At 71.0% G+C, this 19,157-nt stretch carries 14 protein-coding genes; 6 read left to right on the top strand and 8 right to left on the bottom strand.

Going from position 1 to position 19,157, the window contains the following annotated elements:
- Positions 1 to 97 precede the first annotated feature (97 nt).
- Genes ACIBH4_RS20380 through ACIBH4_RS20365 form a run of 4 tightly spaced genes read left to right on the top strand, consistent with a single transcriptional unit; the run spans position 98 to position 4,588 of the window.
- Positions 98 to 1,120: an MvdC/MvdD family ATP grasp protein gene (locus tag ACIBH4_RS20380; RefSeq protein ID WP_362507730.1), complete on the top strand. Its 1,023-nt coding sequence runs from the start codon at positions 98 to 100 to the stop codon at positions 1,118 to 1,120.
- Entirely contained in the window at positions 1,117 to 2,121 is a 1,005-nt protein-coding gene (locus ACIBH4_RS20375) for a TIGR04500 family putative peptide maturation system protein (RefSeq protein ID WP_362766335.1), read from the top strand. The genes ACIBH4_RS20380 and ACIBH4_RS20375 overlap by 4 nt, the downstream gene beginning before the upstream one ends.
- The gene (locus ACIBH4_RS20370; RefSeq protein ID WP_362766337.1) at positions 2,106 to 2,453 is read left to right on the top strand and encodes a hypothetical protein; all 348 of its coding nucleotides are present in this window, start codon (positions 2,106 to 2,108) and stop codon (positions 2,451 to 2,453) included. Before ACIBH4_RS20375 ends, ACIBH4_RS20370 begins: the two co-directional genes overlap by 16 nt.
- Positions 2,450 to 4,588 carry a peptidase domain-containing ABC transporter gene (locus ACIBH4_RS20365; protein WP_362507721.1) on the top strand — a complete coding sequence of 713 codons (2,139 nt, stop codon included), beginning with the start codon at positions 2,450 to 2,452 and terminating at the stop codon, positions 4,586 to 4,588. Before ACIBH4_RS20370 ends, ACIBH4_RS20365 begins: the two co-directional genes overlap by 4 nt.
- 240 nt (positions 4,589 to 4,828) lie before the next feature.
- Here ACIBH4_RS20365 and gatB read toward each other — a convergent pair whose 3' ends face one another.
- The 5 genes from gatB to gatC form a co-directional block, all read right to left on the bottom strand.
- Positions 4,829 to 6,334: an Asp-tRNA(Asn)/Glu-tRNA(Gln) amidotransferase subunit GatB gene (gene gatB, locus ACIBH4_RS20360; protein ID WP_362507718.1), complete on the bottom strand. Its 1,506-nt coding sequence runs from the start codon at positions 6,332 to 6,334 to the stop codon at positions 4,829 to 4,831.
- A 116-nt stretch (positions 6,335 to 6,450) separates the two neighbouring features.
- Entirely contained in the window at positions 6,451 to 7,020 is a 570-nt protein-coding gene (locus ACIBH4_RS20355; RefSeq protein WP_362507715.1) for a hypothetical protein, read from the bottom strand.
- Positions 7,017 to 8,105, bottom strand: a complete 1,089-nt coding sequence (locus tag ACIBH4_RS20350; protein WP_362766340.1) for an AAA family ATPase — start codon at positions 8,103 to 8,105, stop codon at positions 7,017 to 7,019. The genes ACIBH4_RS20355 and ACIBH4_RS20350 overlap by 4 nt, the downstream gene beginning before the upstream one ends.
- A gap of 70 nt (positions 8,106 to 8,175) precedes the next feature.
- Positions 8,176 to 9,666 carry an Asp-tRNA(Asn)/Glu-tRNA(Gln) amidotransferase subunit GatA gene (gene gatA, locus ACIBH4_RS20345; RefSeq protein ID WP_362507709.1) on the bottom strand — a complete coding sequence of 497 codons (1,491 nt, stop codon included), beginning with the start codon at positions 9,664 to 9,666 and terminating at the stop codon, positions 8,176 to 8,178.
- Positions 9,663 to 9,962 carry an Asp-tRNA(Asn)/Glu-tRNA(Gln) amidotransferase subunit GatC gene (gene gatC / locus ACIBH4_RS20340; protein ID WP_350947603.1) on the bottom strand — a complete coding sequence of 100 codons (300 nt, stop codon included), beginning with the start codon at positions 9,960 to 9,962 and terminating at the stop codon, positions 9,663 to 9,665. Before gatC ends, gatA begins: the two co-directional genes overlap by 4 nt.
- A gap of 465 nt (positions 9,963 to 10,427) precedes the next feature.
- On the opposite strand from gatC, the gene ACIBH4_RS20335 reads away from it, so the two are divergent.
- Positions 10,428 to 11,843 (top strand): ATP-binding protein, encoded by a 1,416-nt coding sequence (locus ACIBH4_RS20335; RefSeq protein WP_362766343.1) that lies wholly within the window; start codon positions 10,428 to 10,430, stop codon positions 11,841 to 11,843.
- 187 nt (positions 11,844 to 12,030) lie between these two features.
- Here the strand turns inward: ACIBH4_RS20335 and ACIBH4_RS20330 are convergent, their stop codons facing one another.
- From ACIBH4_RS20330 to ACIBH4_RS20320, 3 genes are all read right to left on the bottom strand, one after another.
- Positions 12,031 to 14,112 (bottom strand): EAL domain-containing protein, encoded by a 2,082-nt coding sequence (locus ACIBH4_RS20330; protein WP_362507702.1) that lies wholly within the window; start codon positions 14,110 to 14,112, stop codon positions 12,031 to 12,033.
- A 125-nt stretch (positions 14,113 to 14,237) separates the two neighbouring features.
- Positions 14,238 to 16,418 carry an NAD-dependent DNA ligase LigA gene (gene ligA / locus ACIBH4_RS20325; protein WP_362766346.1) on the bottom strand — a complete coding sequence of 727 codons (2,181 nt, stop codon included), beginning with the start codon at positions 16,416 to 16,418 and terminating at the stop codon, positions 14,238 to 14,240.
- A gap of 138 nt (positions 16,419 to 16,556) precedes the next feature.
- On the bottom strand, positions 16,557 to 17,561 hold the full coding sequence (locus ACIBH4_RS20320) for a methionine synthase (protein ID WP_362507696.1): 1,005 nt from the start codon (positions 17,559 to 17,561) through the stop codon (positions 16,557 to 16,559).
- A 261-nt stretch (positions 17,562 to 17,822) separates the two neighbouring features.
- On the opposite strand from ACIBH4_RS20320, the gene ACIBH4_RS20315 reads away from it, so the two are divergent.
- A complete protein-coding gene (locus tag ACIBH4_RS20315; RefSeq protein WP_362766349.1) occupies positions 17,823 to 19,094 on the top strand; it encodes a S8 family serine peptidase in 1,272 nt (423 codons plus the stop codon).
- Positions 19,095 to 19,157 lie beyond the last annotated feature (63 nt).

Below are 19,157 nucleotides of genomic sequence, written 5' to 3'. Positions count from 1 at the left end.
TGAGGCGGGCCGGCCCTCGGCGGACGGCGCATCGGACGAACACGGCGCGGCGGGACGGGAGGCCCGTTCCGCCGCGCCTTCGAGACGGGACCGGACAGTGATTCTGATCATCAGCAGGCGGGGTGACGGGGCGGTCGAGAGGGTCGTGGCCGCACTCCGGCGGCGCGGCGCTCACCTGGTGGGAGCGAACGGCGACGCGAACACCACCGCGACCTGCTCGGGGACGCCGGTGCTGTGGTGGGACACCGGTGACTTCCCGAGCCGCAGCCGGATCACCGCGTCGTTCACCGGCGGGGAACGACGGCTGCTGCTGGACACCGGCGCGGAGACGATCGACCTGTCCCGGATCACCGCGGTCTGGCGCAGCCGTCCGGGCGCGCCCTCCGCGGCCGACACCGTGGCCGAGCCGAGTCACCGCGCGCACGTCGACCGGCAGGCGGAGTTCATGCTGGACGGGGTGTGGAGCCTCCTGCCCGCGCGCTGGCTGCCCGGACGCCGTGCGGACGAACGCCGCGCGCACAACAAGATCTTCCACATGGCGCGTGCGATCGAGCTGGGCTTCTCCGTACCCGACACGGTCTACACCAACGACCCCGCCGAACTCGCAGAAGCGTACGAATCGGCGGAGCGGCTGGTCGCCAAGCAGATCACCGCCGAGCCGTTCCAGGTCGACGGCGCCGAACACCGCGCGTTCACGACCGTGGTCACCCGCCGCCACCTGACCTCCCGGCACCGCCTCCAGCACGAGCCGGTGATCCTGCAGCCCTACGTCCCCAAGGCGGTCGAGCTGCGGGTGATCGTCGTGGGAGAGCGCGTGTTCGCCGCGGAGATCGACGCGTCGGCCTCCAGGACGGCGAGGGACGACTGGCGGCACTACGACAACGACCGGGTCAGGTACGGCGTGCACGAACTGCCCGCCGAGGTGGCGTCGCGCTGTGCCCGGCTGGTCGCCGACGTCGGCCTGACCTACGCGGCCCTGGACCTCATCGTCACCCCCGGCGGCGAGTACGTCTTCCTGGAACTGAACTCCAACGGCGCGTGGGGGTTCGTCGAGCTGTGGAGCGGACTGCCCGTCAGCGACGCGATCGCGGGCTGGCTCATGAACGGAGAGAAACCGTGACCGATTTCGCGCAGGCCCTGCGATCCGGGGTCTCCCTGCTCCGTACGCTGCCCCGCCGCGACGCGAGCGTCGCCGACGCCCACCGTGCCGTCGGCGAGTGGGCGGCGCGGCACCCGGAGATCCGGGCACAGCTCGTCGTCGACCGGCGCCCCGGAACCCCGGTGGTCGACTACGACCTGCTCCTCGACCATCCCGAAGGCGGCACGGTCGCGCTGACCGCCCCTCCCGAGGACGGGGTGCCCTGGCTGATCGACCACTCGACGCACTGGGCGGCCGGGTATCTGGTCAGCGTCAACGACGTGGACGTGACGGTTCCCCAGGCGCTGACCATGCTGCGCTCCCTCTCCCGGAGGGACGCGTCGCCGTACCAGGAGATCGTCGACCAGTGCCTGCTCGTCGAGGCCGCCGAAGAAGCCGCCGGCGCCGAACCGCTCACCGCCGCCGACCTCCAGGCGACGGCCGACGAGTTCCGCAGGGGCAGAGGGCTGCACGACCGCGCGTCGACCCTGGCCTGGATGACCGAGGCCGGGATGTCCGGCGAGCAGTTCGAGGCGTACATCACCGGGATCGCCCGCCGCCGCCGCTTCCGCCGGGACAAGGAGGCGGAACTCGCCCCGGGCCACCTGGCCGCGAACCCCGGCGCCTTCGCCCGGGTCAGGGCCGTGTGGATCACCGGCGAAGAGAAGGTGACCGCCGCCGCCACGGCCGACCTCCTCGCCGCCCTGACCTCCTTCGGGGAGGGGACGCCAGCGGAGGAGACGGTGGTGACCTTCGCGACCCGCTGGGAGACGGATCTGCCCGAGGCACTGCGCGGTGCGGTGCCCGGCCGGGTCGTCGGCCCGGTGGAGCTGCACGACGGCGGCTTCCTGACCGGCGCCGTCCTGTCCAGGAGCCCGGCCACCGACGACGCCGAGACCCTCGCCGCCGCCGGACGCGCCGCGTTCGCCCGCTGGCTGGCGGAACGTCGCGCCTCGGCCACGATCGAGTGGCACTGGTCGTGATCGATCCGGACAGCACACAGGCCGTCCCGGCGCCCGGCCGGCACCGGGTGAGGCACTGGGAGGACAACGAGGGGTACCGTACGCGGCCCCCCTCCGCGGCCGGCCCCGCCGCGCCGACACCGTCCTCACCGGCCGGTCCCCCCTCGGGGAGCGGCCACGGGCGGCCCATCTACCGGGAGGAGGCGCTGCGCCGGCATGCCCGGTCCCGCGCCGCCGCCAGGATGCCGCTGGTGATCAGCGGTCCGTCGTTCCTGCTGCTGTGGATCGTGGTGGCCGCCATCCTGGCGGCCGGTGCCACGCTGATCACGCTCGTGCTGGGAGCGGGCGGATGAGGAACCGCGTACCGGTCCTGCTGCAGAACAGCGTCACCGAGTGCGGCGCGGCGTGCCTGGCGATGGTGCTCTGCCACCACGGCCACCGCACCACGCTGCACCAGGTGTCCGAACGGCTCCAGGTCGGCAGGGACGGACTGAGCGCCAAGGCCATCGTGGAGGGTGCCCGCGAACACGGCCTGAAGGCGCGTGCCTTCTCCCTCGCCCCCGAGGACCTGGCGCGTGTGCCGCTGCCCGCGGTCGCACACTGGGAGTTCAACCACTTCGTGGTGGTCGAGCGCTGGTCACCCGACCGGGTGGACCTCGTCGACCCCGGGCAGGGCCGCCGCCGCCTCACCGCGGAGGAGTTCGGCGCCGGGTTCACCGGCGTACTGCTGGTCTTCGAACCCGGCGAGGGGTTCCATCGCGGCACGTCCTCGATGGCGAGCGCCTGGCGGCGCGAGTTCGTCCGCACCCTGTTCCGGCGCCGCCGCGGCCTGCTCGCGCAGGTCATCGCCGCCTCGCTGTTGCTGCAACTACTGGGCCTGGCCCTGCCCCTCCTCTCCCAGCTGCTGATCGACAAGGTCATTCCTTCGCGGGGAGCCGACCTGCTCCCCCTCCTCGGCGGGGCCGTGCTGCTGGCCGGGGTGGCCCAGTTCGTGATCGGTTACCTGCGGGCGGCGCTGCTGGTGGCGGTACGAGCCCGCGCCGACCAGGAACTCACCGAGGGGGTGATCGGCCACCTGGTGACGCTGCCGTACCGGTACTTCGCGCAGCGCGGCAAGGGCGACCTGCTGACCAGGGCCGCCAGCGTCTCCACACTGCGCGACATCCTCACCGGCCAGATCGTGGCGGCGCTGCTGGACGGCCCGCTCGCCATCGGCTACCTCGTACTCGTCTACGTCTGGGATCCCGTCTTCGGGCTCGCTCTGACCGGGGTGATCGTGGCTCAGGGGCTCCTGGTGCTGGCCACCACCCGCCGGATCAACCTCCTCACCCAGCGGGAGCTGACCGCCTACTCCGCGTCGCAGAGCAGCCTCATCCAGGCGATCACCGGCATCGAGACGCTGAAGGCCTCCGGGGCCGAGAGCCGGGCGGTGGAGCAGTGGTCGGCCCACTTCACCGAGCAGCTCAACGCCGACGTGCGCAGCGGCCTCACCCGGGGCCTGGTGGAGGCGGCGCTGTCCGCGATCCGGGTGGTCGCCCCGCTCGGCCTGCTGTGGCTCGGCACGTGGCGGGTCCTCGACGGGGAGCTGACCGTGGGCGCGCTGATCGCGCTCAACGCCATCGCGCTCGGCGCCCTCACCCCGCTGGGCTCGCTCATGACCGGCCTGCAGAGCCTGCAGCAGGCGGGCGCGCACTTCGACCGGCTCTCCGACATCCTGGCCTCGGAACCCGAACCCAGCGAAGGCATCGAGGTGCTCCGGCTGCGCGGCGCGGTGGAGTTGCGCGGCGTGGGCTTCCGGCACGACCCCCGCGGCCCGTGGGTGGTGAGGGACGTCTCGGTCTCCATCCGGCCGGGTCAGAAGGTCGCGCTGGTGGGCGCCTCGGGCTCCGGCAAGAGCACGCTGGCCAGGCTGCTGCTCACCCTGCACACCCCGGTGGAGGGCGAGATCCTGTACGACGGCGTTCCGGCCTCCGAGCTCAACCTGCGCACCCTGCGCCGCCAGTTCGGCGTGGTCGGCCAGGACTCCTCCCTGTTCAGCGGATCGATCAGGGAGAACATCGCACTGAACCTCCCGGACGCCCCCCTGGAGCGGGTCGTCGCCGCGGCCGAGGTGGCGGCGCTGCACGAGGAGATCATGGCGATGCCGATGAAGTACGAGACGATGCTGACCGACGGCGGCGGCCTCTCCGGCGGCCAGCGTCAGCGGCTCTCGCTCGCCCGCGCGATCCTGCCGCGGCCGAAGATCCTGCTGCTCGACGAGGCCACCAGCAACCTGGACAGCGCCACCGAGGCGACCATCGAGTCCAACCTGTTCTGGCTCACCCAGACCCGCATCGTGATCGCCCACCGGCTGAGCACGATCAGGGACGCCGACCTGATCCTGGTGATCGACTCCGGACGCGTCGTGGAACGCGGCACCCACGACGAACTGATGGCCACCGCCGGCAGGTACGCCGAACTCGTAACCGCCCAGACCACATCGAACTAACCTCACGCACCCCGCGCGACATCGAAGAGACCTTCGCGCGGACCGGCCGTGAAATCTCCGGCGCGGGCTCTCGGACGCCGTCGCGCGATCTTTTCACGGAACCTCCGGCGCGACCTCTCGGACGCCGTCGCGCGAGATCCTCGCGGCACCTTCCGCGTGGGCTTCCCGGAAGCCTCACGCGCGGGCCACTCTCAGCCCGTCGCGTGAGCCTCCGGGAAACCCCGCACGCGGATCGCCCGGTCAGCCGGAGACGCCGAGGCGCTCCAGGATGAGCTCGCGGGCGCGGCCCGCGTCGGCCTTGCCCCTGCTCGCCTTCATGACGCCGCCGACCAGGGCGCCGACGGCGGCGACCTTGCCGCTGCGGACCTTGTCGGCCGCGTCGGCGTTGCTCGCCAGGACCTGGTCGATGATCTCCATGAGCTCGCCCTCGTCGTTGACGATCTGCAGGCCGCGGGCGGCCACCACCTCGTCGGGAGAGCCCTCGCCGTTCAGCACGCCCTCAAGCACCTGGCGGGCCAGCTTGTCGTTCAGCGCTCCCCCGGCGACCATCGCGCACACCCTGGCGATCTGGTCGGGGGTGATGCTCAGCGCGCTCAGCGGGAGCCCGGCCTCGTTGGCGCGGCGGGCCAGCTCGCCCATCCACCACTTGCGGGCGTCCGCGGGCGGGGCGCCCGCGGCGACCGTCGCCTCGACCAGGGAGATGGCGTCGGCGTTGTGCATGGAGGCCATGTCCAGGTCGGAGACGCCCCACTCCTGCTGGAGCCGCTTGCGCCGCGTGCCCGGCAGCTCGGGCAGGGCGGCCTTGAGGGTCGCGACCCAGGCGGGGTCGGGGGCGATCGGCACCAGGTCGGGCTCGGGGAAGTAGCGGTAGTCCTGCGCCTCCTCCTTGGACCGTCCCGAGGTGGTGGTGCCGGTGTTCTCGTGGAAGTGGCGGGTCTCCTGGATGATCCGGCCGCCGTCGGCCAGGATCGCGGCCTGGCGCTCGATCTCACCCCGTACGGAACGCTCGACGCTGCGCAGCGAGTTGACGTTCTTGGTCTCGGTGCGGGTGCCCCACTCCGAGGAGCCGCGCGGCATGAGGGAGACGTTCACGTCGAAGCGCATGGAGCCCTCCTCCATGCGCACGTCGGAGACACCGAGACCGCGCACCAGCTCGCGCAGCTCGGTGCCGTAGGCGCGGGCGACCTCGGGGGCGAGCCTGTCGGTCCCCGGGATCGGCTTGGTGACGATCTCCACCAGCGGGATGCCCGCCCGGTTGTAGTCGACGATCGAGTAGTCGGCGCCGTGGATGCGGCCGGTCGCGCCACCCACGTGGGTGGACTTGCCGGTGTCCTCCTCCAGGTGGACACGCTCGATCTCGATCCTGACGGTCTTGCCGTCGACCTCGACGTCGAGGTAACCGTCGAAGCAGAGCGGCTCGTCGTACTGGCTGATCTGGTAGTTCTTCGGCATGTCCGGATAGAAGTAGTTCTTCCGGGCGAAGCGGCACCACTCGGCGATGGAGCAGTTGAGCGCGAGGCCGATGCGGATCGTCGCCTCGATCGCGGCGGCGTTCGCCGTCGGCAGCGAGCCGGGCAGCGCCAGGCAGACCGGGCAGACGTGCGTGTTCGGCGGGGCGCCGAACGCGGTCGGGCAGCCGCAGAACATCTTCGACGCCGTACCCAGCTCGACGTGTGTCTCCAGGCCGAGCACCGGCTCGAAGCGCTCCAGCGCCTCGTCGTACGGCATCAACGTCTCAGCGCTCATTGTCGTTCACCACTCCTCGCTCGCTACGCGGAGCGCTCGTTCCTCGCGCGCCACTACGCTCACTGCGTCGGGCTCTCTCGGCGCTCAATTGTCGTTCACCATTTCCATAGAAAACGTCACAGATATCCAAGTCCCTTCAACGCGTTCCTCGTCTCGGCCACCCAGTTCGCGTAGGCGGGCACCTGGGCCAGAACGGCGAGGTCGATGTTGCGTCCTATGTACTCGAAGTAGTCGCGGGCGGGCTTGCCACGCCGGGGGACGGTCGTGGCCAGCACCCCCGCGGGGTCGGAGATCCTCTCGACGTCGCGGGGTCGCGTGGGCAGCCTGCCGAGGTCGCTGCCCTCCAGTTTCGCCCACGCGGCGGGGTCGGCGAGCATCCAGCCCTCGGTCTCACCCAGCCCGATCACCGGCACCAGGTAGTGCGAGTGATAGCGGACACCGTCTCTGCGGCGGCGCTCCCGCTCGTCCTCGTGCGTGAAGACCAGGTGGCAGTCGGCCGCGAGCTCCTCCAGCGCGGCGACCAGGTGCTCCCGGTCGCAGGAGACGACCTTCGTCGCCTCGACGTCGACGGCGTACGGCGACATCCAGGTGAGCTCGCGCAGCTGCCTGGAGATCACGATGCCGAGGAAACCCTCGTCGACCTCCCCTTCCGCGATGAGTCCCGGCACCAGGGGGCGGCTGCTCATGCCGCCGCTCCCAGGTATTCGCGGACCTGCCGGGGCGAGACGAACGTTCCGGGCTCGCCGTCCGGCTGGATCGACTTGGCCACGGTCACCCGCGAGACCCGGTCGTTGTCGGGGTCGACGCGGACCGCGGTGTCGAGGAACGTGAGCGCGTCCGGCTCGGTCCGGTAGACCTCGGCGACGACGATCGGGGACTGGCTGGTGAGGATGAGCTGCCGCAGCGGCTCGGAACCTCCGGGCACGGTGATCCGGCGGCGCACCCGCCGGAGCAGCTCGCCGAGACGAGCCGGGTGGACACCGTTCTCGATCTCCTCCACCAGCAGCGTGCCCGGGTGGTCGGGATCGTGCAGGGCGGTGAGGAGACCGAGGATCCGCAGGGTGCCGTCGGACAGCAGCGCCGCGGGAACCACTCCCTGGCCGTCGACGAGCAGTTCGAAGGAGCACTCCCCGCGCTCGACGCGCGGCACCAGGCCGATGACGTCGGGAACCACCCCGGCAAGGTCGGCCGCGAGGTCGGCCAGCGCCCCCGTGCCCGCCATCCGTCCGAGCACCGCGGCCAGGTTCGCGCCGTCGGCCGCGAGCGGCCCCCGGTCGGCCGAGGGGCACCGGCGGCGCATCGCCGCCGGTGACGGCGAGTATCGGCGCCACGACTGGACCGTACGGCGAGGTGTGCCCTCCGGGTCGGGGTCCTCGACCATGAGCTCCAGCAGCTCCTCGGGGATCCGCTGGACCGCGTGGCTGACGACGGCACCGCTGGATCTGGGGATCTTCAGCACCATCTCCGCGCCCACGTCGAACCTGACCGGGACCACGGAGCCCGGCTCCGGGGTGACCAGCGCCTCCACCGAGACGACGAACCCCGGCACCGCCGAGCCGTGGGCGACCCGGTGGAACTGCTCTCCGGGCAGCCCTCGGGTCGCCCCGAGCAGCCCCCCGGAACCTTCGATCTCGGCCGCCACGAACCCCACGGCGTCGAAGAGGTTCGACTTGCCGCTCGCGTTGGGACCGACCAGCGCGAGGAAGGGCGGCACATCGAGATCGAAGCTCAAGAAGGACTTGAACCCGTCGATCTCGATCCGAGTGATCATGCCACCGTTCTCCCTGTCACCTGTCTCCCCCTAGCCCCACGAACCCTCGCCCCACGGTCCCGGAAAAGCCCTACAGCTCCGGCGCTTTGGACAGCAGGTCGCCGCCCCACCGGCTCTGGAGTGCCCTCTCCACCGCGGCGCCGACCCGGTAGCAGCGGTCGTCGCCGAGCACCGGGGCCATGATCTGCAGACCGACGGGCAGTCCGTCCTCGTCGGCCAGGCCGCACGGCACGGAGATCGCCGCGTTGCCCGCCAGGTTGGTCGGGATGGTGCACAGGTCGGCCAGGTACATCGCCATGGGGTCGTCGGCGCGCTCGCCGATCGGGAACGCCGTGGTGGGCGTCGTCGGCGAGATGAGCACGTCCACCTGCTGGAAGGCGGCCTCGAAGTCGCGTGCGATGAGCGTGCGGACCTTCTGCGCCTGCCCGTAGTAGGCGTCGTAGTAACCGCTGGACAGCGCGTACGTGCCCAGGATGATGCGGCGCTTGACCTCGGGGCCGAAGCCCTGGGCGCGGGTCAGGGCCATGACCTCCTCGGCGCTGCGGGTGCCGTCGTCGCCGACGCGCAGGCCGTAGCGCATCGCGTCGAAGCGGGCCAGGTTGGAGGAGCACTCCGAGGGGGCGATGAGGTAGTACGCCGGGAGCGCGGTGGTGAACGACGGGCAGGAGACCTCGAAGACCTTCGCGCCCAGCGACTCCAGCAGCTCCACGGTCTCGTGGAAGCGCGCGAGCACACCCGCCTGGTAGCCGTCGCCGCCGAACTCCTTGACCACGCCGATGCGCAGCCCCGCCACGTCGCCGTTGCGCGCCGCCTCGACGACCGAGGGCACCGGGGCGTCGACGGAGGTGGAGTCCATCACGTCGTGCCCGGAGAACGCCTCGTGCAGCAGCGCCGCGTCGAGCACGTTGCGGGCGAAGGGGCCCGGGGTGTCGAGCGAGCTCGCGAAGGCGATCAGGCCGTATCGGGACGAACCGCCATAGGTGGGCTTCATGCCCACGATGCCGGTGACCGCGGCGGGCTGGCGGATCGAGCCGCCGGTGTCGGTGCCGGTGGACAGCGGGGCCTCGTACGCGGCGACCGCGGCGGAGGAGCCGCCCGAGGAGCCACCGGGGATGCGGGAGAGGTCCCAGGGGTTGTGGGTGACGCCGTACGCCGAGTTCTCGGTGGAGGAGCCCATCGCGAACTCGTCGAGGTTGGTCTTGCCGAGGATGACCAGCCCGGACTCGCGCAGGCGGCGGGTCACGGTCGCGTCGTACGGCGGCCTCCAGCCCTGGAGGATCTTCGATCCGGCCGTGGTCGGCATGTCCCTGGTGGTGAAGACGTCCTTGTGCGCGATCGGCACCCCGGCCAGCGGGCCGAGCTCCTCGCCGGCGGCCCTGCGGGCGTCGACGGCGCGCGCCTGTTCCAGGGTCGTCTCGGCGTCGACGTGGAGGAAGGCGTTCACCTTCGGCTCGACGGCGGCCATCCGGTCGAGGTGGGCCTGGGCGACCTCGACGGCGGAGACCTCGCCGCTCGCGATCAGCGCGCCGAGGTCCGCGGCGGACTTGCGGATGAGGCTCATGCTTCCTCCCCGAGGATGCGCGGGACGCGGAAGCGGTCGTCCTCGACCGCCGGGGCGCCGGACAGCGCCTCCTGCGGCGTCAGACTGGGTCGCACCTCGTCGGGACGGTAGACGTTGGTGAGGGGGAGCGCGTGCGAGGACGGCGGGATGTCGTCGGCCGCCACCTCGGCGACGCGGGCGACCGCACCGATGATCACATCGAGCTGGGCGGCGAAGTGGTCGAGCTCCTCGTCGGCCAGCGCCAGCCGGGACAGCCGGGCGAGGTGAGCGACCTCGTCGCGGGTTATGGCGGACATGAGTCGTTGAACCCGTTTCGTGGAATGGCAATTGGACACTGTCATCCTATGGCTCGCGACCTGAGGGTCCCGACTCATTACACCGCCGCAACCAAGCGAAGATCTCTTACTCAAGGCGGTCAGACCGTATCCCGGCCGTCGCCTCTCGCGGGAAGCCTCCTGAAGTCCGCCGGTGCGGGTCCGGACGGGGCCACGACCACGGTCCCGGCGGGCCACCGATCGCGAATCGTCTTTCATCACGGACTCGGGCGACATCCGGCGAGAACCTTACGCGCCGGAGGGAGTCGCCCGTCTCGTCCCGTGCGAACGATCGGCTGTGCGCCCTTCCGGAGGGGAACGCGGACCACGCTCCTCATCGCACAGAAGCGCACTTGTTGGAAGTACGCTTCCATCTTCGCTGAAGATACTATCGCTGTCGATAGTATCTTCAGCGATAGTATCGCCAATGGAAGTATTGGAGGAGGCGTGGGCGAGTTCATCGGCAGGGAGCGCGAGCTGGCGGCTCTCGCCTCCCTGCTCGACCGCGTCCGGACGGAGGCGACGACCGGGCGTCCCGGGCGGTGCGTGCTGATCCGGGGACGCAGGCGGATCGGCAAGTCGGCCCTGGCCGAGGAGTTCATCGCCCGCAGCGGCCTGCCGTCGCTCTTCTACACCTCGGCACGGGCGGACGCCCAGAGCGAGCTCCACCAGATCACGGCCGACGTCGCGATGTCGGACCTGCCAGGCAGGAACGCGTTCTCCGATGCGGCACCCGGCACCTGGAACGGAGCACTGCAACTACTGGCGGACGCGCTTCCCGACGACAACCCGTCCATCGTCGTGATCGACGAGGTCCCCTATCTCATGGACCGCGTCGACGCCTTCGAGGGACTGCTCCAGCGCGCCTGGGACCGGTTTCTCAGCCGCAAGCCCGTGCTGCTGATCCTCATCGGATCCGACCTGTCCATGATGGAGGCGCTGAACAGCTACGAGCGCCCCTTCCACCAGCGTGGCACCGAGATGGTCGTCGGGCCCCTCAACCCCCGTGAGATCCAGCAGATGCTCCGCCTCACGGCCGCCGACGCGTTCGACGCGGCCCTCGTCACCGGCGGTCTCCCCCTTATCTGCGGGGAGTGGCCTCGTGGGGCGTCGCTCTGGGAATATCTGCACGCCGCCCTGACGAACCCGGTCTCGGCCCTTCTGGTGTCCGCCGAGCGCTCCCTCGCGGCCGAGTTCCCCTCCACCGCCCAGGCGAGTGAGGTGCTCCGGGCCATCGGCAGCGGCGAGCGCACGTTCACCAACATCGCCAGAAGCGCGGGCGGGATCTCGCACAGCACCCTCTCCAGGGCGGCCGAGCTCCTCACCTCCAAGGGGATCGTCACCGGTGACCTGCCGCTGTCCACCCGCCCTTCCAAAGAGCGCCGATACCGCGTGACCGACCCCTACCTGCGCTTCTGGCTCCACTTCGTCCGGCCGCACATGCCCGAGATAGAGCGTCGCAGGGGTGACCTGACCATACGGCGGTTCGCCTCGCAGTGGAGCACCTGGCGGGGCCGAGCCGTGGAACCTCTCATACGCGAGTCACTGGCCCGGCTGCTCCCCGACGACCGGCTGCCGGAGGCGCCGGCGATCGGCTCCTACTGGACCAGGAGCAACGACGTGGAGATCGACCTCGTGGGTGCGGACAGGGGGCCGATCGCCCGGCGGCTGTGCTTCCTGGGGTCGATCAAGTGGCTGGAGAACGCCTCGTTCGACGACCACGACCTCGCCGCCCTGGCCAGACACCGAGCGGTCCTGACGGACGAGCTCGTTCCGCTCGTCGCGGTCTCACACGGCGGAGTCTCCTGCACCGGTCTCACCGCCGCGTACGGCCCCGACGATCTCATCCGGGCTTGGAGCTGACCCCGTCGCCGGTACGCACCGCATCGTCGCGAGCCGGCAGCCGTATCCGCTCCCGCCCAGCGGGTGATCACCCCCGTGCCGATCGGGGGGCACGTGCGGAACGCGGGGCCGTACGGCCGGGACATCCGGGTGCGTGGACGTCCCCGACGGCATGGCGGCCCGTCCTCGATGCCGCCCCGATGCCGACCTAGGCCCTCTGGGGGTCGAGGATCTCGGTGCGGCGCAGGAAGCCGAGGTCGTGGGTGGCGATGGCTCGATGTTCGCGCAACCATACGGTCGCGTCAGCAGCGGACATGGGTTCGGCGAACAGCCAGCCCTGGCCGAGATCGCAGCCCATGTCGGCCAGACGCTTGGCGACCTCCTCCGACTCGACGCCCTCGGCGACCGAGCGCAGCCCGAGGGAGCGGACCAGGTCGATGATGGAGCGGACGATCCGCTCGTCGTCCTTGGACTCGCCGATGCGGCGGACGAACGAGGAGTCGATCTTGACCTCGGCGACGGGAAGGCGCTGCAGGCGCACCAGCGAGGAGTAGCCGGTGCCGAAATCGTCCAGCGCGAGCGGCACTCCCAGCGAGGTGAGGGCTCGAACGGCCCCGTCGGTGTAGGCCTGGTCGGTCATCAGGATGCGCTCGGTGACCTCCAGCTGGATCGCCTTGGGCGGCAGCCGGTATCGCGCCAGCCCCTCCCCCAGTTGGTCGGAGAGAGCGCAGTCGAGCAGGTCGCGGGCCGAGATGTTGACGGAGATCTGCTCGTGCAGGCCGGTGTGCCACCAGTGGGCGGCCTGCTCCAGCGCGGCGTCGATGACGTATCCGGTGAGATGGCGCATCAGGTAGGACTGCTCGGCCATCGGCACGAACTCCCCCGGAGGGATCATCCCCCGCTCGGGGTGGCGCCACCGCAGCAGCGCCTCCACACCCCTGACCTGCCCTCCTGCCAGGTCGAGCTTGGGCTGGTAGTGCAGCCGGAGCTCGGAGCGGTCGATCGCCCTGCGCAGGTCGCCGAGAAGATTGAGACGTTCCGGACTGTTGCGGTCCTTGTCGGCGGCGTAGATCTCGACCCCGCTCCTGCTCTCCTTCGCGAGGTACATCGCCACGTCGGAGCGTTGCAGGAGCATCTCGAAGTCGGGCGCGTGGTCGGGGTAGATGGCGATGCCGAACGAGGCGTCCAGGTCGAAGCTCATGCCCTCCAGCCGGACCGGCTCGGTGATCGCCACCCGCAGGCGGGCCGCCACCTCCCTCGCCGCAGCGGCGTCCCTCACCGAGGGCAGCAGGACGGCGAACTCGTCACCGCCGAGTCTGGCGACCACGTCGCCGGGCCGGACGCTGTGGGTGAGGCGGTGCGCGACCAGCTGCAGGAGCCGGTCGCCGACCGGGTGCCCGAGGGTGTCGTTGATCTCCTTGAACCTGTCGAGGTCGAGCAGGAACAGGCCGACCCGCTCGCCGTCGCGCGCCTCGGCGAGCGCCTCCTCCGTGCTGAGCACGAGCATCTTGCGGTTGGGCAGCCCGGTCAGCACGTCGTGCGTCGCCTGGTGGTCGCGGCGGACCGACATGGTGGCGGTGAAGTACACCGCCACCATCGGCGCCAGGAAAAGCGGCACCAGGGCCGGTGAGTGGTTCATCACCACCACGACGAGCGGGGCCAGGCCGAGCAGCCCCGTGTAGACGAGGCTCTGGTGGCCGATGGTGGTCCTGATCACCCGGTAGATCGACCTGCGCTCGTGCAGCGCCACCGCGCCGGAGACCAGCAGGGCCCGGACCACGAAGTACGCGAGCCCGGCCAGCCCGATCGCGAGCAGGTCGGAGCCCGTCGGCACCCAGGCGGTCACCGTGACGGCCCGGTCGCCGAACAGCCCGAGCACCAGCCCGGCCGCGCCGCAGGCCATCGTCACCTGCGCGATGTTGAACATGATCCGATGGATCGCCTTGCGGGTGACGGCCCCGTTGACAATCATGGCGACCGCCTGCAGCAGTACGGCGACCGGCAGGCCGTAGTGGAGCAGCGCGGCGAAGGTGAACATGGTCGACGGGTAGGTGCCCCCCACCGTCATCGACGACGACAGGACCACCGGCCGCAGCTCGCCCAGCACGATGAGGGCCGCGAGCATCCAGAACAGCGGGCTGCGGACGAGCTCCGCGCTCTCGGCCACGTTCGTGCCCAGCAGGGATACGACGAGCGCGGTGAACCCCATCGTGATGACGGCGGCGAGATAGGCCCACAGGGGCGTTCCCGGTCGCGGTCCGGTGTCGCGAGTGTCGATTGGGTCGGCCATGAGTAAAAAACCCCCATTAGTTCACTATGGGAGAGTACGGCCTACGGGCCACTTCGCGAAACCGATTGCGCACGTTCTGTCACTGACAATTCACACGTTTTTGAGACACAAGTCTGGGGTGACCCCTACTCCTCGGGCTTCACCGTGAGCTCCGACGCCGCCTCGGGCCCCTCGCTCAGCAGGACCCGCAGACCCGCCTCGTCGAGGATCGGCACACCGAGCTTGACCGCCTTGTCGAACTTGGAACCGGCGTTCTCCCCCACCACCACGAAGGAGGTCTTCTTCGACACCGACGCCGAGACCTTGCCGCCGCGGGCGGCCAGGGCCTCGCCCGCCTCGTCACGGGTGAAGTCGGTGAGTGTGCCGGTCACCACGAAGGTGAGACCGGCCAGGGTCTGCGGGAGCTGCTCGGCCGGGGGGTCGTCGACCATCCGGACTCCGGCCGCGGCCCACCTGTCGACGATCTCCCGATGCCAGTCGACCGTGAACCAGTCGTGAATCGCCGCGGCCACGCGCGGGCCGACGCCCTCGACGGCGGCGAGCTCCTCCTCCGACGCCTCCGCGATCGCGGGGATCGAGCGGAACTCGTCGGCGATCGCCTGGGCCGTCGGAGGGCCGACATGCCGGATGGAGAGCGCGACGAGCACCCGCCAGACCGGCTGGGTCTTCGCCTTCTCCAGCTGCTCCAGCATCTTCTCCGCGTTCTTGCTCGGCTCGCCGCTCTGGTTGGCGAAGAAGGTGACGACCTTCGGCTCCCCGCTCTCCGCATCGGTTTTGGGCAGGCCGGTGTCGGGGTCGCGGACCACCGACCTGATCGGCAGCAGCCGCTCCATCGTCAGGTCGAACAGGTCGGCCTCGGTGCGGACCGGCGGCTCCTGCGGCGGCAACGGCTGGGTCAGCGCGGTGGCCGCCACGTAGCCCAGCCCTTCGACGTCGAACGCCCTGCGCCCGGCCGCGAAGAAGATGCGCTCGCGGAGCTGGGCGGGGCACGCCCTGGTGTTGGGGCAGCGCAGGTCGGCGTCGCCCTCCTTCTCGTACGCCAGCAGGGTGCCGCACTCCGGGCAGTGCTCCGGCATCACGAACTCGCGCTCGGCGCCGTCACGCAGGTCCACGACCGGGCCGACGATCTCGGGAATGACGTCGCCCGCCTTGCGCAGCACCACGGTGTCACCGATCAGCACGCCCTTGCGCGCCACCTCCGAGGCGTTGTGCAGCGTGGCCCGCTCGACCGTGGAACCCGCCACGACGATCGGCTCCATGACGCCGTACGGGGTGACCCTGCCGGTGCGGCCCACCGCGACCTGGATGTCGCGGAGCTTCGTGTTGACCTCCTCCGGCGGGTATTTGTAGGCGATCGCCCAGCGCGGGGCCCTGCTGGTCGAGCCCAGGTTGTTCTGCAGCTCGATGCGGTTGACCTTGACCACGACGCCGTCGATCTCGTAGGCCGGGTCGTGACGGTGCTCGCGGTAGAACTCGATGAAGGCGTTGATGCCGTCGAGATCGTCGACGACCCGGTAGAGGTCGCTGACCGGCAGGCCGAACCCTCCGAGCCGTTCGTAGATCTCCGACTGGGTGCGGGGGGCGGTGGCGCCCTCCCACCTGCCGACCCCGTGAACGATCATGTAGAGCGGCCGCTGGGCGGTGATGCGCGGGTCCTTCTGCCGCAGGGAGCCCGCCGCGGAGTTACGCGGGTTGGCGAACGGCGCCTTGCCCGCCTCGACCAGCTGCTCGTTGAGCTTCTCGAACTCCTCGACGGGGATGTAGACCTCGCCCCTCACCTCCACCACGTCGGGCACGTCGTCGCCGGTCAGGCGGTGGGGGATGTTGGCGATCGTGCGGACGTTGGCCGTCACGTCGTCGCCGACGCGGCCGTCACCCCTGGTCGCGCCCCTGGTGAGGCGCCCCTTCTCGTAGAGCAGCGCGATCGCCAGGCCGTCGATCTTCAGCTCGCACAGGTAGGGCGCGGGGTCGCGCTCGGCCAGCCGCTCGGCCCTCGCCCGCCAGGAGGCGAGGTCGTCGGCGTTGAAGGCGTTGTCGAGGCTCTCCATGCGCTGCAGGTGACTGACCGGGGTGAAGTCGCTGGAGATCGGCGCGCCGATCTTCTGGGTGGGCGAGTCGGGCGTGCGAAGGCTCGGGCTCCGCTCCTCCAGCTCGCGCAGCTCACGCATCCATCCGTCGTACTGCGCGTCGCTCACGGTCGGCGAGTCGAGCACGTGGTAACGCCAGTTGGCCTCCTCGACCAGCTCGGTCAGCTCCGCGTGCCGCTCCAGCGCCGACACCGGCACACCCTCGACCTCAGCGCCCATCGCCCGCTTCTCCCATCGTCGTGACCCGAGACAGTCGTGGCCCATGACAAACGTATCTTCGGGCACCGACAACGCGACCCCGTCATTGCTCCGAGTTGGACAAGCCCGCGCCGCTCCCGTCCGGGCGCCCGCGCGAGATCACTCGCCGGGGTCGTCCCGCAGCACGGCGGCGGCCTTGCGGCAGGTGGCCAGGGCCGCCCTGGCGTAGGCGGGCGAGGCCCCGGCCAGCCCGCAGGCGGGGGTGAGCACGACCTGCGAGGCGAGGGTCGAGGAGGGGAAGCCGAGGCGGTGCCAGAGCCCGACGGCGGGTTCGGCGACCGCGCCGACGTCCGGGATCGCGGAGTCCACGCCCGGTACGACACCGAGGAACAGGGCGGTCCCGGCCTCGACGGTCTCGCCGATCGCGTCCTCGTCGCGTCTCCTCATGAGGTGGGCGTCCAGCGAGACCCCTCCCACGCCCGCCGTGCGCAGGACCCCGAAGGGCACGCCGGGTGCGCAGCAGTGCACGACCGTGAACGTCTCCGCGGGGAGCACCGCCCCGAGCCGGTCGGCGACGATCTGGCGGTCGACGGCGGCGAGCCGCCCGAAGCCCGAGGCCGTCGGCACCGTACCCCGCAGGACGCCGGGCAGCCCGGGCTCGTCGATCTGCACCACGATCCGCGAGGCGCCCGGCACCCTGCCGCGCACGTCGGCGACGTGCGCGGCGAGCCCTTCCGCCAGGGATTCCACCAGGTCGCGCACCGCCCCCGGGTCGGCGAGCGTCTTGTCGCCGTACCGAAGCTCGATCGCCCCCGCCAGCGTCCACGGCCCGCACACCTGGATCTTGAAGGGCCCCTCGTATCCCTGGGCCACCTCCTCCAGTCCGTCGAGGTCGCGTACGAGATGGTCGCGGGCGCGCTTGAAGTCGCGGCCCGGCCGGTCGGCGAACCGCCAGCCGGACGGCTGCACCTCGACGGGCAGGTCCAGCAGGAGTGACGCGGTGCGCCCGATCATGTCGGCGCCGACACCGCGGGCCGGGAGTTCCGGCAGGTACGGCAGCGCGGGTGACTCCCCGAAGGCGACCCTGACCGCCTCGGCGTGATCCTCACCCGGATGCGACCCGATGCCGGTCGCGGTGGCCTCGCCCCATGGGTACTGGCTCAAGACTGCTCCTGGTTTCGCGTGGGGACGTGGGCGGGAACCCACCGGCGCCTGCTCGGCTCCCCCGCCCAGGCCAGCCTATGGCCGCCGGATCGCGCCTCCGGCCGTGGCGATCCCGCCGCACCGTGACGGCGTGCGATCAAGCTGAGTAGGGTGCTGCCCGGTATTCACCCTTTTCTGGGGCCTTATCGCTCCAGAAGCGTCTCGGTGCGGGGCCGTTTCGCTCGGGGGACCGTTCGTGCTGGTTCGTTCTGGGGGCGTTTCGTGATCGGTCGGATGCTCGTCACGGTGCTGGTGCTGGCGGCGGTCGCCGCGCCACCGGCCGTGGCGAAGGGTACGGAGGCGGAGACCGCGGTGCGGACCACCTCGACAGCGGGGACGGCCTCGGCGGGCAGCGCGGGTACGGCGACCGCGGGGGGTGCTTCGACGGCGAGGGGCGGGGCGGGAACCTCGGGGACGTCCGCGCCCGCCAGGTGCAACCCCCGGCGCGGCACGACCAGCATCGGGGAGTCCTGGGCCCAGCGCAGGCTCAGCCTCCCCGAGGTGTGGGAGCTGACCAAGGGGGCCGGGGTGACCGTCGCGGTCGTCGACAGCGGGGTGGACACCAGGCATCCCCAGTTGAGGAGGGTCAGGTCGATCGACCTGACCGCGACCGGTGCCCGCGACTGTCTCGGCCACGGCACCGCGGTGGCGGGCATCATCGCGGCGGCCGAGATGAAGGGGGTGCCCTTCACCGGGGTCGCGCCGCAGGCGAAGCTGATCTCCATCAAGCAGACCTCGGACGGTACCGGCGACGTGGGCCGGCTGGCCGCGGCCATCGTGCGGGCCGCCGAACTGGGCGCCGACGTGATCAACGTGTCGGTCCAGGCGGGCGACCAGGCCGACCTGCGCGACGCGGTCGCCTACGCCCTCGCCATGGACGCGGTCGTGGTGGCCGCGGCCGGCAACGTGCAGAAGGAGGACGGCACCCCCGCGCCCGCCTACCCGGCCGCCTACGAGGGGGTCCTCTCGGTCGGGGCCGCCGGTCCCGACGGCGCGAGGGCCGACTCCTCCAACGCCGTCACCCCCGTCTCCGTCCTGGCTCCTGGCCGGAACGTGACGAGCACCTGGGCAGGGCGGACCTACCGCGAGGACCTGGAGGGGACCAGCTTCGCCGCCCCGTATGTGGCCGGGGTGGTCGCGCTGGTCCGGGCCCGCCACCCTGGACTGGACAACGTGCGGGTGCGGCGGCGCGTCGAGTTGACCGCCGACGGCGGCGCGGGGGCGGGCACCGGGGCGGGGATGGTCAACCCGCTGCTGGCGGTCTCGGCGATCCTGCCGTCCGAGCAGGTGGCGCTCGCGCCGCGCCTCGCCGCCCCGCTGCCGGGGAACGTGGTGCGGCCCGCGCCTCCCGAGGATTCCCGGGCAATCTCGATCTCGATCTGGGTCGCGCTGGGAGCGCTCGTCGTCGGCGTTCTGGTCACCGTGGCGGGCATCGCGATACCGATGGGGCGCCGCAGGGGTTGGCGACCAGGAACCATTGACCATCAAACGTAACGAACAGGACTAAAAATACGATCTGGTGCGACAAATTTGGTTGGATGGTGCCCGATTAGCTTA

Source organism: Streptosporangium sp. NPDC050284, from assembly GCF_044459525.1.
In the GTDB taxonomy this organism is placed as follows: Bacteria; Actinomycetota; Actinomycetes; order Streptosporangiales; family Streptosporangiaceae; genus Streptosporangium.
This window is presented reverse-complemented; position numbering and strand designations above follow the sequence as displayed.

What these genes read in the sequence shown, in the direction of transcription:
- ACIBH4_RS20365 (WP_362507721.1), top strand. Translation starts at nt 2,450, where the DNA reads ATGAGGAACCGCGTACCGGTCCTGCTGCAGAACAGCGTCACCGAGTGC.
- gatB (WP_362507718.1), bottom strand. Translation starts at nt 6,334, where the DNA reads ATGAGCGCTGAGACGTTGATGCCGTACGACGAGGCGCTGGAGCGCTTC.
- ACIBH4_RS20355 (WP_362507715.1), bottom strand. Translation starts at nt 7,020, where the DNA reads ATGAGCAGCCGCCCCCTGGTGCCGGGACTCATCGCGGAAGGGGAGGTC.
- ACIBH4_RS20350 (WP_362766340.1), bottom strand. Translation starts at nt 8,105, where the DNA reads ATGATCACTCGGATCGAGATCGACGGGTTCAAGTCCTTCTTGAGCTTC.
- gatA (WP_362507709.1), bottom strand. Translation starts at nt 9,666, where the DNA reads ATGAGCCTCATCCGCAAGTCCGCCGCGGACCTCGGCGCGCTGATCGCG.
- gatC (WP_350947603.1), bottom strand. Translation starts at nt 9,962, where the DNA reads ATGTCCGCCATAACCCGCGACGAGGTCGCTCACCTCGCCCGGCTGTCC.
- ACIBH4_RS20330 (WP_362507702.1), bottom strand. Translation starts at nt 14,112, where the DNA reads ATGGCCGACCCAATCGACACTCGCGACACCGGACCGCGACCGGGAACG.
- ligA (WP_362766346.1), bottom strand. Translation starts at nt 16,418, where the DNA reads ATGGGCGCTGAGGTCGAGGGTGTGCCGGTGTCGGCGCTGGAGCGGCAC.